This window comes from Pedobacter soli, assembly GCF_900101435.1.
Classification (GTDB): Bacteria; Bacteroidota; Bacteroidia; order Sphingobacteriales; family Sphingobacteriaceae; genus Pedobacter; species Pedobacter soli.
The window spans coordinates 125,565-139,177 of record NZ_FMZH01000006.1; the positions used below are offsets into that span (position 1 = coordinate 125,565).

Genomic DNA, 13,613 nt, shown 5'->3' on the forward strand with positions numbered 1-13,613 from the left:
GTTTATTTGTCTGTTGAGTAAACGACATTCAATCACTTTCCATGTTGCCAGCAATAGCCGCTTCCATTTCCGTTCCGCTTACACCTACTCCCCTTTTTTGTAAGTGCTTTGCATTGGCCTATATAATTCGCAGCTTTTTTGGTTGTGGCTTTAACTGTACTACGAAAAGCGTTGATTGTAATATTAGTTTTGGTTGAACACACCCCACAGCTCCCTCCTGCTCCACAGTGTTTGCACCGGCTACAATTTGAACAGGCATAACATGGGTTATTGCCATAGCAGGTAGCCACTGGTGGTTTTGTTTTAAATTTTGTAGGTGTAAAGTTAAACAGGCTTAAGCCAAATAAAAGGACGAGTAGCGTTTTCAATAATGAGCGTTTTTGGATGAAGGCTTAAATTAAGGAAATTAGGATGGAATTCACAATACCCAGAAATGTGTAAGATTGAGAGTGTATCATGAAGGCTAATTTAGAGTATAAGAAGATATGAATTATACGGGAAACCAGAATTTAGAGAAACCACCTATAGTGAAAAGGTGTTCCCCTAGCCGTGTTCCCCCAGCTGTTCGTAGCGTTCCGCAGGAGTTCTACGGATAACTGAATAGAAAGGAGTCTTTGACTCCGTATTAACCGTATTAATCATATTTTCCAGCGTAAAAATAAATAGCAGGTTTTCATCGCTACTTTTTTTGCTACGATTTTGATAAAGATGTACCATTCAGTTCCACAGTTCCCTCCATAACATCTAAAAATAGTTACCTTTAAACACATCATGAAATTTAGAAATGCAACACCGGCTGATCTGGCGGCTATAATTGAGATGGAAAACAGCTGCTTCCCGCCAAATGAAGCCGCTTCTCCGGCATCATTTTCAGAAAGGCTCCGGGTTTTTCCGCAACACTTCTGGCTTTTAATGCTTGATGACGAAATGGTAGGTTTTATCAACGGCATGGTGAGCAACAACAGCACCATTATAGATGAAATGTTTCAAAACGCCAACCTGCATGATGAAGCGGGCAAGTGGCAAGCTGTTTTCGGCCTGGCTGTATCTCCCGCACACCGTAAACGCGGTTATGCCGGGCAGTTAATCAAACACCTCATTGATAAAGCAAAGGAACAGGGTCGCCTGGGCATTACGCTTACCTGCAAAGCCTATTTAGTTGGCTACTATCAGCAATTTGGGTTCGCAGATCTGGGGATCTCTTCCTCGGTACATGGCGGGGAAGTATGGCACGATATGACCTTAACTTTTAACACCCTTGCGGGTAAAAACCCATTGTAACGATTATTTTATCTGCTGTTTATCGCTAAAAACATTAACCTGACAGGATATATCGACTATCTGGCCGTATAACAATAAGTAATGGCAGATAAGCAATTGGAATTTTAACCGAAGATGCAGAGATTAGATATTTGTTTTGTATCCCAATCAAAAGGGACTGGCAGCAAATGGAAGAATCATTAAGAAAAATCAGAAAAAGTTTAATTGTTGTGATCGCCCTTGCGGTGATACTTTTAGGCCTTATTGTAGCTTTAGTTTTGAGCAGAACAGGCCAGCATGCATCGCTTCTGATAGAAAAAAACGCGAAGGGGAAAGAAAAAAAGCAGGATAGCCTGACGGCAGCTATCTGGAAATCACCCGATGTAGCAGCCATTAACAATCAGCAGCAGAAAGAACTGGTAAGTTATGGGCGTGAGCTCATTGCCAGTACGGCCCAATACCTCGGCCCAGAAGGTACGGTTGGGAAGCTCAGCAACGGCATGAATTGTCAAAACTGCCATCTCGATGCGGGTACCAAACCATTTGGCAACAACTATTCAGCTGTATTTTCTACCTACCCCAAATTCAGGGCCAGATCGGGCACTAAAGAAACCATTGTTAAGCGCATTTCAGATTGCTTTGAGCGAAGCCTCAATGGTACCCCACCCGATAGTACAGGCAGGGAAATGAAAGCCATGGTTGCCTATATCAGCTTTTTGGGAAGAGAAGTAAAAAAAGGAAGTTCGCCTAAAGGTAGCGGTATTGTAAAACTTGCTTTCCTGTCGCGCCCGGCCGATCCGCTGAAAGGAAAACTCACCTATCAGGCCAAATGCGTTTCGTGCCACGGCAGCAATGGCGAGGGCCTGCCTGCTCCTGATAAAAAAACATTCACCTACCCGCCGCTATGGGGTCCGCACAGTTACAATGATGCCGCAGGTCTTTACCGGCTTTCTAATTTTGCCGGCTACATTAAAAACAATATGCCTTATGGCGCCAGTTACGAAAACCAGCTGCTCAGCGATGAAGAATCGTGGGACCTGGCAGCCTTCGTAAACAGCCAGTCGCGGCCACATAAAGATCAGCACAGCGACTGGTCGGATATTTCGAAAAAGCCAATCGATTTCCCGTTCGGGCCTTATACCGATCAGTTTACAGAAATACAACACAAATACGGCCCTTTTAGTCCCATTAAAAAGGCTCACCTTTAAAATTTATAAACAACACCATAACATGAAAACTTACCAATTACTCCCGATAGTGGTATTCAGCTTTTTAAGCTTGAACCTATCTGCCCAGCAAAAGCAAACCGACCCGAAAAGCTTTCACGGTGCAGTGGCCACAGCTAAACATTATAAAGCCGTTTATCAGCTCAACACCGATGATGACAAAAAGATACAGGGTACACTCAAGAATATCTCGAATGCACTGGAAGACCCGCGTTTGAAAGGAAAACTGGAGCTTGAACTGGTTGTACATGGTGGTGGCGTAGCTGCATTTAAGAAAGGTTCGGCTTACGAGCAGCAGCTGCTGGCGCTGCAAAAGGCAGGCGTAATTCTGGCCGAATGCGAAAACACCCTGAGGGAACGCAATATTTCAAAAGATGAGCTCTTTGATTTTATCTCTTTTGTTCCCAGTGGGAATGGAGAACTGATCATCCGTCAGCAACAAGGCTGGGCCATTATACATCCTTAAACCACACCATTATTTAATATGAAAGCTGTTTTTTCTACTGCGGCTATGGCATTTATTTGCCTGTTTGCTACGAAAAGCCAGGCGCAGGATCAGAAATTTGACCCGCCCTGGAATAAACCTTTTAACGATGGGCTCCATTTCACCGTTAAAGGTATTGATAATGTGCCTGATATTTATGGCGACATCACAGACCCGCAGCTGGTGGTATTCTTTGCCGGAAACCAGTTTATGGTGATTGATGATCTTTTTGCTGAATTTAAAAAAGCCTACCCCCAATATACCCGCATTTTTGCCGAAACATTACCTCCGGGTATCCTGGCCAAACAAATTCAGTCGGGATCGATTACCATCGGCAACATGCGAATCGCCCATCAACCCGATGTGTATACGGCAGGAAAATCTAAAATAACCGAATTTGCAGACTGGTTTTCTTTAACGAAACCATACGCCAAAAATAAACTGGCCATTATGGTGCAGCAAGGTAACCCCCAACACATTAAAGGGCTCACCGATTTAGGTAAAGCAGGTGTTAAAGTTGCCATGCCCAATCCCAAATGGGAAGGTATTGGTAAGCGCATTGAAGAGGCTTATGTAAAAGCCGGGGGAGAAAAGCTGAAAAATACGATTATGCGCGACAAAGTAAAGGACGGCAGCGTTTTTCTAACGCAGATCCATCACCGCCAAACGCCTCTGCGTATCCTTTATGGTGCTTCACAGGCAGGTCCGGTATGGTATTCAGAAGCTTTTTATCAGCAGATGATTGGTCATCCGGTTGAGCTGATAGCCATTCCCGATAGCGAGAATATCGAGGCAACTTATGTGGCCGGCTTAATGAAAAATGCCCCACACCCGCAGGCTGCAAAGGATTTTATGGAATTCATGACCAGTACCAAAGCCAAAGAAATTTACCGGAAATTTGGCTTTACCACCGATTAACCGCTGGCGCTAAAACAGCAATCAGTATTACCGGGCTAGTAAATCCTGGTAATACTGATTCGAAAAAGATGCAAAAACAAGCGGTTAAAGCTTTTCGCCTGCTTTAATCTCGTCGTTAGCCGGAGAGATAATTTCGTCGCCGGCTTTTAACTCGCCAAATACCTCAGTCAGGTCATTGCCTTTCATTCCTTCCTTGATGTCTACCAGCTGTGTTTTACCGCCTGAAACGGTAACGACATATTTCTTTTCGGTTGAACGTACAATGGCTGCATTGGGCACGAGTAAAGATGTTGATCCCGATTTTAAAGGAATTTCTACCTCGGCATACATACCGGCTTTTAAACGGTTATCCTTGTTCGCTACATCAATTTCGACGGTTTCCTGCCGCATATTCCCTAACGAATTGGCCGAACGGCTGATCCGGGCTTTCCGCTTTTCTCCCGGCAGGGCATTAAAATGAAAACTTACCTGCTGCTCCAGATCTACTTTATCTACATAATCTTCGGGAATAGAAACTTCGAGCCTCATGTGGGTAAGATCCTGCAGTACCAGCATGGGTAAATCGCTGCTTTTCCCAGCCGAAACCAGCGCTCCCGGAGAAATGTTCCGGTCAACAATTACCCCATCAAATGGCGCATATACTTTCAGGTAATCCTGCATGGTACGTACCGACGAAACATTGGAGCGCTCGGCCTCTGCTATGGCCTTATCTCCACGCATCCTCGAAAGGGCATTATCCAGATCGAGCTGAGATACTGCTCCCTCTTCGCGTGCTGCCTCTTTTAACCTTCTGTATTTCTCAGCACTGGCAGAAGCATTTTCGCGCGATTGCAAATACCTCGAATTGGCCGATTGCAATTGCGACTCGAGCTCAGGTGCTTCGAGGGTCATTAACAACTGTCCTTTTTTAACCCGCGTGCCCAGATCGACCAGGATATTTTTAACAAAACCATTTGCTTTAGGGAAGATGTTAACCTGATTAAATGGCTTAAGCACCCCGGGGATACGGGTATAACTGGATAGGGCCTGCTCCTGTACCTTTGTGGTTTCGTACCGGGCATCTTTGGCCTTGCCTTCGGGACTGATATCAACCGGTTTATTTCCTGTTGAACAGGAAGCGAATACAGATAACAATATGATGGCTGGAATGAATTGTATTTTCATGTGTTTTTAAGATTAAATTTTAGATTTACGGGGCATTAAATTAGGTTCCTGATAACTGCTTTTACGCTGTACCCAGGCAAATACCTGTGGCAGGATAAAGAGTGCGGCCAGTGTAGAGAACAATAAACCACCAATTACAGCCCTGCCTAAAGGGGCGGTCTGCTCGCCTGATTCGCCCATACCCGAGGCCATTGGGATCATTCCTGCGATCATGGCAAAACTGGTCATTAAGATTGGCCTCAAACGAATACCTGCGCTCATAACAGCGGCCCGTCCGGCGTCTTTGTACTCCAGCCTGAGTTTTTCGGCATTGGTTACAATTAATATGGCATTGGCTACCGATACACCTGTAGACATGATCATGCCCATGTAACTCTGTAAATTCAGCGTTGAACCGGTAAGCAGCAAGGCTATGAGCGCACCCAATATTACCGCCGGCACGGTAGAGAGTACCGTAAGCGATAGTTTGAAAGATTGATAGTTGGCGGCCAGCAATAAAAAGATAACCAGAATGGCAAAGGCTAAACCTCCCTGTAAGCTCGAAAGGGTTTCGGTGAGCAGGCTCGACATGCCCTTTACTTCGGCAGTAAGTCCTTTGGGTGGTGCACCTACTGTTTTCAGCGCCTTTTGCACCGCCGAAGTTGCCGTTCCCAGATCCTTTTTATAAATATTTGCACTAACAGTTAAAAACCTGCGCGGCCCCGTTCTGTCGTATTCTCCCGGAACATAGGATGTATTGAAAGTAGCAATATCGCCCAATACCGGACTACTCTGTCCTTTTACCAGTGGTATTTCTTTCAGTTCATCCATATTATTCATCACATATTCCGGTACCTGAACCTGCACCTGATAGGTGTAAGCGGTTTTTTCATCGAGCCATTGGTTTTTTTCGGTAAAACGGCTGGATGAGGTACTGGCCGTAACCGAACGGGCAATATCGACCACATTGAGCCCAAACTGAGCCGCCTTAAGCCTATCGAGCGTAATGGAAACGACAGGAATATGTAGCGGTTGCGAAATCTGGATATCCCTGAGGTAGTCAATCTTTTTAAGCTGGGCAATTACCCGGTTCGAATAATTTTCGATCTGGGCCATATCCTTACCAGCTACCCTAACCTCAATCGGCGTAGCCGCTCCCTGGCTCATAATTTTCTCCGTCATATCAATCGGCTCGAAAGTAATCCGCAAATCGGGAAGCTTATAAGCGATATTTTTCCGCAGGGCATCTTTCAGTTCATCCATATTCACCTTATAATCTTCGTCAAGATTAACCTGCAGCACCGCCTCATGGGTGCCGGTGTTAAAAATATAGAGGTTACTGGTTCCGTAACTACTCGGGATAAGCCCCACGTAACCTGAGCTAACCGCAACATGGTTATCAACCGTTTGGTTGATGATGGAGAGTACCTGCTTAAATTTTTCTTCCGTTCTTTCCAGTCTGGTTCCATCGGGTGCTTTAATGCGGATCTGAAATTGCCCGTTATTCAGTTTGGGCATCATATCTTTCCCGATCAACACAAAACCTGCTCCTGCCAGCGCGATTACACCAACCAGATAAACCAGTACCACCAGTCGTTTTTTCGGCATCCATTTTTCGATAATACCGATAAAACGGATCTTAACCTTTTCAAAGAAATCGTTATTTTCTGGCATTTCCTGTTCTGCATGTAAGTGCGCTTCTACCTGTTCCTGCTCCCGCGAGTCAAGCGCCTCTCCCGCATGGGCATGTACCTGACCATGATGATAATGCTGGTACCGTTCTGCTTTAATCATCCAGTTACTCAGGATAGGAACAAGCGTTTGGGCTACAATAAAGGATACAATCATGGTAAAGCCAATGGATAGCGATAGCGGCAGGAACATGGCCTTCGGAATACCGTTCATCATAAACGAAGGGGCAAAAACAGCCAGAATACAAAGCAGGATCAACAATAAAGGGAAAGCAATCTCTTCACAGGCATCGTAAATGGCCTCGCGCTTGGGTTTGCCCATTTCCAGATGCTGGTGGATATTTTCAATGGTAACCGTAGCCTGATCAACCAGGATACCAATGGCCAGGGCCAGTCCGCTTAACGTCATGATGTTAATGGTTTGGCCAAACATGCCCAGCAATAAAACCCCGATCATGATGGATACCGGAATGGTGATTACCACAATCAGGCTGCTCCTCAAATCCCTTAAAAAGAGTAGCACCATCAGGCCGGTTAAAAGCGCGCCCAAACCACCTTCAGTAATGAGACTTTTTACCGAATTAATTACCGCTACAGACTGGTCAAACTCGTATGAAATGTGCACATCATCAGGCAAAAGGCTTTGCATTTCAGGGATTTTGGATTTCAGAGCCTGTACCACCGACCAGGTAGAAGCATCGGCCGTTTTAACCACCGGGATATACACAGAGCGTTTCCCATTAATCAGCGCATAATCAACCGTTACATCGGCCGCATCGGCCACCCGGGCTACATCACGCACCAATATAGACACACCGTTTTTGGTGGCGATGGGAATATTGTTAAACTCGTCTACCTGCTTTACCAACGAATTCATGGAGGTAACCATCATGGTATTATCCAGTCTTAAGTTACCGGAAGGCGACATGACATTGAATTTTGAAAGCGCCGAAACCACCTCGTCGGGAGTCAAATTATAACTCCGGAGTTTACTGGGATCAACACTGATGGTAATGGAGCGCGAATTGGCACCAAAGGGAGGTGGGGCCGATAATCCGGCAACGGCCGAAAACATGGGCCGTATGCGGGTGGCCGCCATATCGTATATTTCTTTTAAACTGCGCGACTTTGCCGATAACACGAGCTGACCGACAGGTAAGGATGAGGCATCGAAACGCACCACCTGCGGCGGCAATGCACCTGGCGGAAAAAACTTCATCGCACGGTTAACCTGCAAGGCCACCTGTGCCGAAGCTTCGGCCATATTGGTGTTTTCATAAAAACTGAGCTTAAGCATGGTAAGCCCCTGAATATTTTTAGCGGTGATGTTCTTAACCCCGTTCACATATAAAAACTGATCTTGTAAACGCGTTGAAAAGAAACCTTCCATCTGCTGGGGCGACATACCGCCATAAGATTCGATCACATATATAGTTGGTGCATTGAGCTGCGGAAAGATATCTATCGGGATTTTTAAAGCACCCAGCACTGCAAAAATGAGCAGACTGGCCACAATCACCACTGTTGTAACCGGCTTTTTCAAAGCCGAGGTAACCATTGACATATTTTTTTATTTTAAAGAGTTCAATAAGGAATCGATTTGATTGGTTGCGATCGCTTTCTGAAAAAGCGCCCGGCTATAGAGGTATTTGGCACTCACATAATCTGTTTCGGCCCGGTACAGGATATTCAAAGCCGCATCAAGCGAAATAATATCGGTAAGGCCGTTTTTATACAGAGATAGTTTCTGCCGGTAGCCCGCCCGGGCTGCCTGTAACTGCCTCGGAATTTCAGTCAGCCTTTTATGCGCAGTCTGCAATTCTACATCAGCCTGCAGCGCAGCATTGCTAAGCAGCTGCCTTTCTTGCTGCAGGTTTTTCAGGTTATAAGTACTGTTGGCCTTTTGCGTGCGTAGTTTAAGTTGACGGCGCTTAAGGTCGAAAAGATTGTAGCTGATGCCCAGGCCCACAAAATAATTCTGACGCTGCCACTCCAGCCCGGTCGATAAATGGTTAAAAGTATCATTGGCATCAATACTCGACCCCCTCGACCATGCCGTGGCCTGCAAACTGATTTTAGGATTGTAGGATTTTTTAACCAGGCTCTCCTTTTCCATACTGGCCTGATAACTTTTACGGTAAAAATCGAGCAAAGGATGCGAAGAACTATCGGTAAGGTTAACCGATAAACTGATCTCGAGTAAACGGAGCTTATCGAGCAGGGAAGTATCGGCAACGATGCTATCTTTTGCAATGCCGCTTATGGCAGCTAAATTAAGCTGTACCTTTTTATAGGTATTTTCGAGCTCAATATAATTTAACCGCGACTTGGATAGCTCTGCATTAGCGATACTGGTATCGACCCCCGGTCGGATACCACTCCTGGCAAGCGAACCGATCGATCTGCTGATCTGACCATTGCGGGTGATGTTATTTCGCTGAATCTCGAGTAGATCCTGGATTTTCATCAGGCTCAGGTAATCGTCCAGCGCCTGGGCTTTAAGCTGGAAACGGCTTTGTGCATAACGCGAGCGTTCAGCATCAAGTGTAGCCCTGGCGGCATTGTTTGCAGCCTGATAAGCGCCGAAATTGTAAATTTCCCAGTCGAGGGAAACAATGCCCAGGTTGCTGAGTGAGGCCTGCATATTACTGGTTGTTCTAACTCCTCTGGAATTTGAGGGCACGATTCCAAAAGCCATATAAGGGCCGGCAACATTGTTATTAGAGCCTAAATCTGCCTGATAGCTCAGACGCAGATTAGGTAGTGCATTTGCATTGGTTTCTTTAAGTAGTGATTCGCTGATTTGGATAGCCGAAGAATCGGTTGCCAGTTTAGGCGAAAAGGCCATTACATGGTTAAGTAAATCAGGGATGGCAAGTGGTTTGGAAAAATCCTGGGCACTTGCCAGTTGCCCAAAACATAAGCATAGGATAAAACAGGAAACCTGTTGAATTCGTTTCATTTCAAAAATTATAAATCGGAAAAAATTAAATTAATGGCTACAGCATAGCATTAACCAATCGGATCAATTGTCCCGGTTAACGATAACTGTAAATAAGAAACGGACGATCTCAGATCCTGAAAACCTGAATGGAAAGATAAATTGGAATTTGCCGGGTAAAATTCGGGCTACTGAACAGCTTTCTGCTGTAACGGAATAAGGGCATGAAAAGCCCCATAACAAAACAAACGCTAACCAGTAAACTTACCTGCGCCAACACAGGAGCTTTCTTACGTTCTTCCAAAATACATTTAAACTGCCTGCTAAGCTCTGAAGTTTTACCTACCGGCACTAAATTTTTCTGTTTTTCGAAGCGCGAATTTCCAATACCCAGCACCGAAAGATTAGGTAGCAGGAAGATATTGGAAAGTGAAATCAACAGGTAGCATAAAACTACGCCAAGAATGGAGAAGTTATAAACCTGCTTTTGCTTTGATTTCATTTAAATTGGGTGTGCTTTGTTATAGAACGCTAAATTGAATATTTTGATTGAAAAGGAGCTTTGAGCTTTTGTAAAAAAAACATAGACATTGTTTTATGCCTCATCAGAAAGTGTCCTGTTTAACGCTTGTAAATACCCGTCCTACCTTCGGTTGAGCAAAAAACAACCAAACACTGCAGGAGTAGCACGTAAAGGAGTATCAATAAAATACTGTATTACAGATAATTAACAAACAAGCAAGAAAAATCAAAATCCGTGGAATGGACATGCTTCGTAACTGAGCACATAACAACAACCAATCCATGAAAAAATTATTCTTCAGTGCATTTGCCCTAGTAGCTATCGCAATTGCCACTTCTACCACAGTCTTCGCTCAAAACGAAAAAGGAACTAAAATGGTCGGCGGAGCAGCCATGTATCCCAGCAAAGACATTGTTGATAATGCGGTAAATTCAAAAGACCATACCACACTGGTTGCAGCAGTTAAAGCGGCAGGTTTGGTAGAAACACTTAAAAGCAATGGTCCTTTTACGGTGTTTGCTCCTACCAACAGCGCCTTTGATAAACTTCCGGCCGGTACCGTAGATATGCTGGTTAAACCTGAAAATAAAGCCGCATTAACTAAAATCCTCACCTACCATGTAGTAGCAGGAAAAATGGATAGCAAAGCCATTGCAGCTGTCATTAAAGCCGGTAAAGGTAAAGCAGAACTCACCACCGTACAGGGTGGAAAGCTTTGGGCCTGGATGGATGGAAAAAAACTCGTGCTAAAAGACGAAAAAGGTGGTATGAGCACTGTAACCATTGCAGATGTGTACCAAAAAAATGGCGTAATCCATGTAGTGGATACCGTATTAATGCCTAAATAAGCAAAAAAACCGATAGCGTGAGGCTTTGCCTTGCGCTATTTACTCCAATCTAAAGTAAAAAATAGCAGGCTGGAATAAATAAAACTATCTCATTTCCATACTGTTGCTCCCATAAACCCCATAGCGATGAAAACACGTCTACTTACTCACCCGGCCAGTAAATCCATCACCGAGAACCAGCTGGTGGAAGGCTTAAAACAAAAAGACAACCTCGCTTTCAGGCGCATTTATAAAATGTATTCGGCCAGTTTAATGGGGATACTGATCAAAATCGTTAACCAGCAGGAAACCGCCGAAGACTTGTTACAGGAATGTTTTGTAAGGATTTCGCGCAACATTGATAGTTATGATCCGGCAAAAGGCAAACTGTTTACCTGGATGCTGAACCTTAGCCGAAACCTGGCCATTGACCATATGCGGCTCAGATCATCGCGCAACGAAAAAAAGACTTTTGAAATGGACGATGTACAGCATGAAATTCAATACCGTACGTCCCAAAGCTTTAATACCGATGCCATTGGCTTAAAAAACCTTGTTGCACGGCTGCCCGAGAAACACCAATTGATGATTAACCTCACCTATTATCAGGGCTATTCGCACGCAGAAATTGCAGAAATGCTCCACATGCCACTCGGTAGCGTTAAAACCGCTATACGCCTTGCTATTGTTAACTTGCGCAAAACCTTTCTACCCGAAGAACTAGTTCTGGTGCAAACAAAAAGCGCCTGAACAGCAAAATTATTTATACTGACCAATTAGCCTGGCCTTTAATTTCATTTTTTTAATGGGTATTTCAATTAAGCTGGCCCGCTGATACGCTAAATCATCAATATTTAAAAAATAGGTTCCAAGCTTTGGCTTTGCCTGCAAAATTATTAGCATAAAAATTCTTAACTGTTCATTCAAGAAAATAAAATACTACTTATTACCTGCTTAGAACAGGATTAAAAATTGGGGCTTAATTATCCTGATCAATAAAAGAGATTCGAAAATGAGACAAAACCTTTTGAATAAAATTGTAGAAACCGCGTTGAATTAATATTTCAACAAAAAAACAAAACCGGCGCAAGTCTTAGCTACCTGGGTTTATGTAGTGGCCAGACTTGTGCCTTTTTTAAATCAATAGATTAAATTCTGCCAACAATTAGAATACTTATTCAACCTCTCACTTACCCAAATCTCAAAAGCTTGCACCAACTGAGACTAGACTAATTTTTAAACATCCGCATTAGACGTGCGAAAAAACTATTATCTGTTTTTGTAACCGTATTTTCTATTTCTCTCTCAGAGGATTCGACCGCAAGCACAGCATTTTCATTTTTAGCCGTTGAAGACATATTCTTGTTATTATTTTGAATAGTTAGCTTTTGATGAGCTGCTTTTGCTGCCTCAAATATTTCGATTTCTCGCTCGGTTCTTGAATCAATATAAGAAATTTCGGGGAATAGACCACTAGATAACCTTGAAGATTCTGGCTGGAAATCATTCATTATGGATTCATAAAGTTTGATGGCTACAGCATCATGAGATCCTGCGTTTTCAAATGATTTAGCCAACTGAAGTATGTCCTCCCCAATCTCCTCCTTTTTTAATAAATCCGGAATGGATGTACTGATTTTTGCTTTGGCTGAACTAAGATTTGCAATATTCACAACATCCCATTTATTCACTTTGAGCAAATTAATCAGTTCCTGTAACTGTTTCCTTACTTCAGGATTAAACTTATAATGATGATCGAAGTTTGATAAGTAAAAGCCTGCCTCCATCGCTTTTTTGGCTATAGCATGTATTAAATTTGCCATTTCGTCGGCCAGAAAGGTCAAAATATGAACAAATGTATTCAGTTGGTCTTGAGTAACAGAGTCTTTGTATTTTTTAAATAGTTGTAATCCTTCAGCAAATTCTTCCTGGTAGATGTATTTAGAAAAACTAACACTATCAACTTTACTTCCTTTTAATATTTCAGAAAAAATTTCACCTATTTTAATCTCTTTTAAGGCCTCATCAATTCCTTCCGAAGCATTAGGAGCACTTTCTTTATTTCTGTATTTTTTATCATTAAGTATACGTATCTTATTAAAGAGGTCTGTCACCCTTTTTTCCTTTTGATAGAGTTTCAGTAAATAAAAAGCAGAAATATTAAGTTGGTTTTGCGAAAAAGCATCATTTTTTTTTTCGATAAAAGTCAAAACTCCGTCCTTGAATTTCTCGTGATAGCGGCCTATCTTTAAAAAATATTCTAAAGCACCTTCACTTTGTTTGCTGTGATCTGCGAGGATCATATTTTCAAGATAAGTAAAATTTTGCTCTTGATATTCGAATGCGACAATTGACAGGATAGCATGAAAAATGGTATCCTTTAGTGCTTTTTTAGTATCACTATACCCTTCTTCGTATATGTAAATATCGGTAACCCGATCTAAATTTCCACTATCAGCGACCTCGGTCATCCAGCCCATTGCATCAACAAGACTTACCTGTTTACCTTGCTCGCGCTTTAAAAATAATTCAGCAGCACTAATTATCTTTTGATGAGTTTCAAGATTGAGAGATTCTTTTTTCATAGCGTTAATTTAGAT

General features: G+C 43.2%; 12 protein-coding genes. 6 read left to right on the forward strand and 6 right to left on the reverse strand.

Going from position 1 to position 13,613, the window contains the following annotated elements; genetic code table 11:
• Window positions 1–32: 32 nt before the first annotated feature.
• Window positions 33–290, reverse strand: coding sequence for a DUF5763 domain-containing protein (locus BLR37_RS25750; RefSeq protein ID WP_425262019.1), 258 nt, complete (start codon window positions 288–290; stop codon window positions 33–35).
• Window positions 291–771: 481 nt separating this feature from the next.
• Between BLR37_RS25750 and BLR37_RS14465 the strand changes: the two genes are divergently transcribed.
• The 4 genes from BLR37_RS14465 to BLR37_RS14480 all read left to right on the forward strand — a co-directional run bounded on the left by BLR37_RS14465 (window position 772) and on the right by BLR37_RS14480 (window position 3,888).
• Window positions 772–1,281, forward strand: a complete 510-nt coding sequence (locus BLR37_RS14465) for a GNAT family N-acetyltransferase (protein WP_090769733.1) — start codon at window positions 772–774, stop codon at window positions 1,279–1,281.
• A gap of 167 nt (window positions 1,282–1,448) precedes the next feature.
• Window positions 1,449–2,468, forward strand: coding sequence for a c-type cytochrome (locus BLR37_RS14470; RefSeq protein ID WP_090769735.1), 1,020 nt, complete (start codon window positions 1,449–1,451; stop codon window positions 2,466–2,468).
• 22 nt (window positions 2,469–2,490) lie between these two features.
• Complete coding sequence (locus BLR37_RS14475; RefSeq protein ID WP_090769737.1) at window positions 2,491–2,952, forward strand: DsrE family protein; 462 nt, start codon at window positions 2,491–2,493, stop codon at window positions 2,950–2,952.
• 18 nt (window positions 2,953–2,970) lie between these two features.
• On the forward strand, window positions 2,971–3,888 hold the full coding sequence (locus BLR37_RS14480) for a molybdate ABC transporter substrate-binding protein (protein ID WP_090769740.1): 918 nt from the start codon (window positions 2,971–2,973) through the stop codon (window positions 3,886–3,888).
• A gap of 84 nt (window positions 3,889–3,972) precedes the next feature.
• Here BLR37_RS14480 and BLR37_RS14485 read toward each other — a convergent pair whose 3' ends face one another.
• The 4 genes from BLR37_RS14485 to BLR37_RS14500 all read right to left on the reverse strand — a co-directional run bounded on the left by BLR37_RS14485 (window position 3,973) and on the right by BLR37_RS14500 (window position 10,165).
• Entirely contained in the window at window positions 3,973–5,052 is a 1,080-nt protein-coding gene (locus BLR37_RS14485) for an efflux RND transporter periplasmic adaptor subunit (RefSeq protein WP_090769742.1), read from the reverse strand.
• A 12-nt stretch (window positions 5,053–5,064) separates the two neighbouring features.
• Window positions 5,065–8,286, reverse strand: a complete 3,222-nt coding sequence (locus tag BLR37_RS14490) for an efflux RND transporter permease subunit (protein WP_090769744.1) — start codon at window positions 8,284–8,286, stop codon at window positions 5,065–5,067.
• 6 nt (window positions 8,287–8,292) lie between these two features.
• The gene (locus BLR37_RS14495; RefSeq protein ID WP_090769745.1) at window positions 8,293–9,684 is read right to left on the reverse strand and encodes a TolC family protein; all 1,392 of its coding nucleotides are present in this window, start codon (window positions 9,682–9,684) and stop codon (window positions 8,293–8,295) included.
• Window positions 9,685–9,793: 109 nt separating this feature from the next.
• Window positions 9,794–10,165, reverse strand: a complete 372-nt coding sequence (locus tag BLR37_RS14500; RefSeq protein ID WP_090769747.1) for a hypothetical protein — start codon at window positions 10,163–10,165, stop codon at window positions 9,794–9,796.
• 302 nt (window positions 10,166–10,467) lie between these two features.
• Between BLR37_RS14500 and BLR37_RS14505 the strand changes: the two genes are divergently transcribed.
• Together BLR37_RS14505 and BLR37_RS14510 are read left to right on the forward strand one after the other, a co-directional pair.
• The gene (locus BLR37_RS14505; protein WP_090769749.1) at window positions 10,468–11,034 is read left to right on the forward strand and encodes a fasciclin domain-containing protein; all 567 of its coding nucleotides are present in this window, start codon (window positions 10,468–10,470) and stop codon (window positions 11,032–11,034) included.
• Between the two features lie 126 nt (window positions 11,035–11,160).
• On the forward strand, window positions 11,161–11,763 hold the full coding sequence (locus tag BLR37_RS14510; protein ID WP_090769750.1) for an RNA polymerase sigma factor: 603 nt from the start codon (window positions 11,161–11,163) through the stop codon (window positions 11,761–11,763).
• A 479-nt stretch (window positions 11,764–12,242) separates the two neighbouring features.
• Here BLR37_RS14510 and BLR37_RS14515 read toward each other — a convergent pair whose 3' ends face one another.
• Window positions 12,243–13,598, reverse strand: a complete 1,356-nt coding sequence (locus tag BLR37_RS14515; protein ID WP_090769752.1) for a hypothetical protein — start codon at window positions 13,596–13,598, stop codon at window positions 12,243–12,245.
• Between the last annotated feature and the right edge of the window lie 15 nt (window positions 13,599–13,613).

Excerpts from the sequence above, each read along its gene's own strand:
- BLR37_RS14465 (WP_090769733.1), top strand. The coding sequence starts at position 772 with ATGAAATTTAGAAATGCAACACCGGCTGATCTGGCGGCTATAATTGAG.
- BLR37_RS14470 (WP_090769735.1), top strand. The coding sequence starts at position 1,449 with ATGGAAGAATCATTAAGAAAAATCAGAAAAAGTTTAATTGTTGTGATC.
- BLR37_RS14475 (WP_090769737.1), top strand. The coding sequence starts at position 2,491 with ATGAAAACTTACCAATTACTCCCGATAGTGGTATTCAGCTTTTTAAGC.
- BLR37_RS14480 (WP_090769740.1), top strand. The coding sequence starts at position 2,971 with ATGAAAGCTGTTTTTTCTACTGCGGCTATGGCATTTATTTGCCTGTTT.
- BLR37_RS14485 (WP_090769742.1), bottom strand. The coding sequence starts at position 5,052 with ATGAAAATACAATTCATTCCAGCCATCATATTGTTATCTGTATTCGCT.
- BLR37_RS14490 (WP_090769744.1), bottom strand. The coding sequence starts at position 8,286 with ATGTCAATGGTTACCTCGGCTTTGAAAAAGCCGGTTACAACAGTGGTG.
- BLR37_RS14495 (WP_090769745.1), bottom strand. The coding sequence starts at position 9,684 with ATGAAACGAATTCAACAGGTTTCCTGTTTTATCCTATGCTTATGTTTT.
- BLR37_RS14500 (WP_090769747.1), bottom strand. The coding sequence starts at position 10,165 with ATGAAATCAAAGCAAAAGCAGGTTTATAACTTCTCCATTCTTGGCGTA.
- BLR37_RS14505 (WP_090769749.1), top strand. The coding sequence starts at position 10,468 with ATGAAAAAATTATTCTTCAGTGCATTTGCCCTAGTAGCTATCGCAATT.
- BLR37_RS14510 (WP_090769750.1), top strand. The coding sequence starts at position 11,161 with ATGAAAACACGTCTACTTACTCACCCGGCCAGTAAATCCATCACCGAG.
- BLR37_RS14515 (WP_090769752.1), bottom strand. The coding sequence starts at position 13,598 with ATGAAAAAAGAATCTCTCAATCTTGAAACTCATCAAAAGATAATTAGT.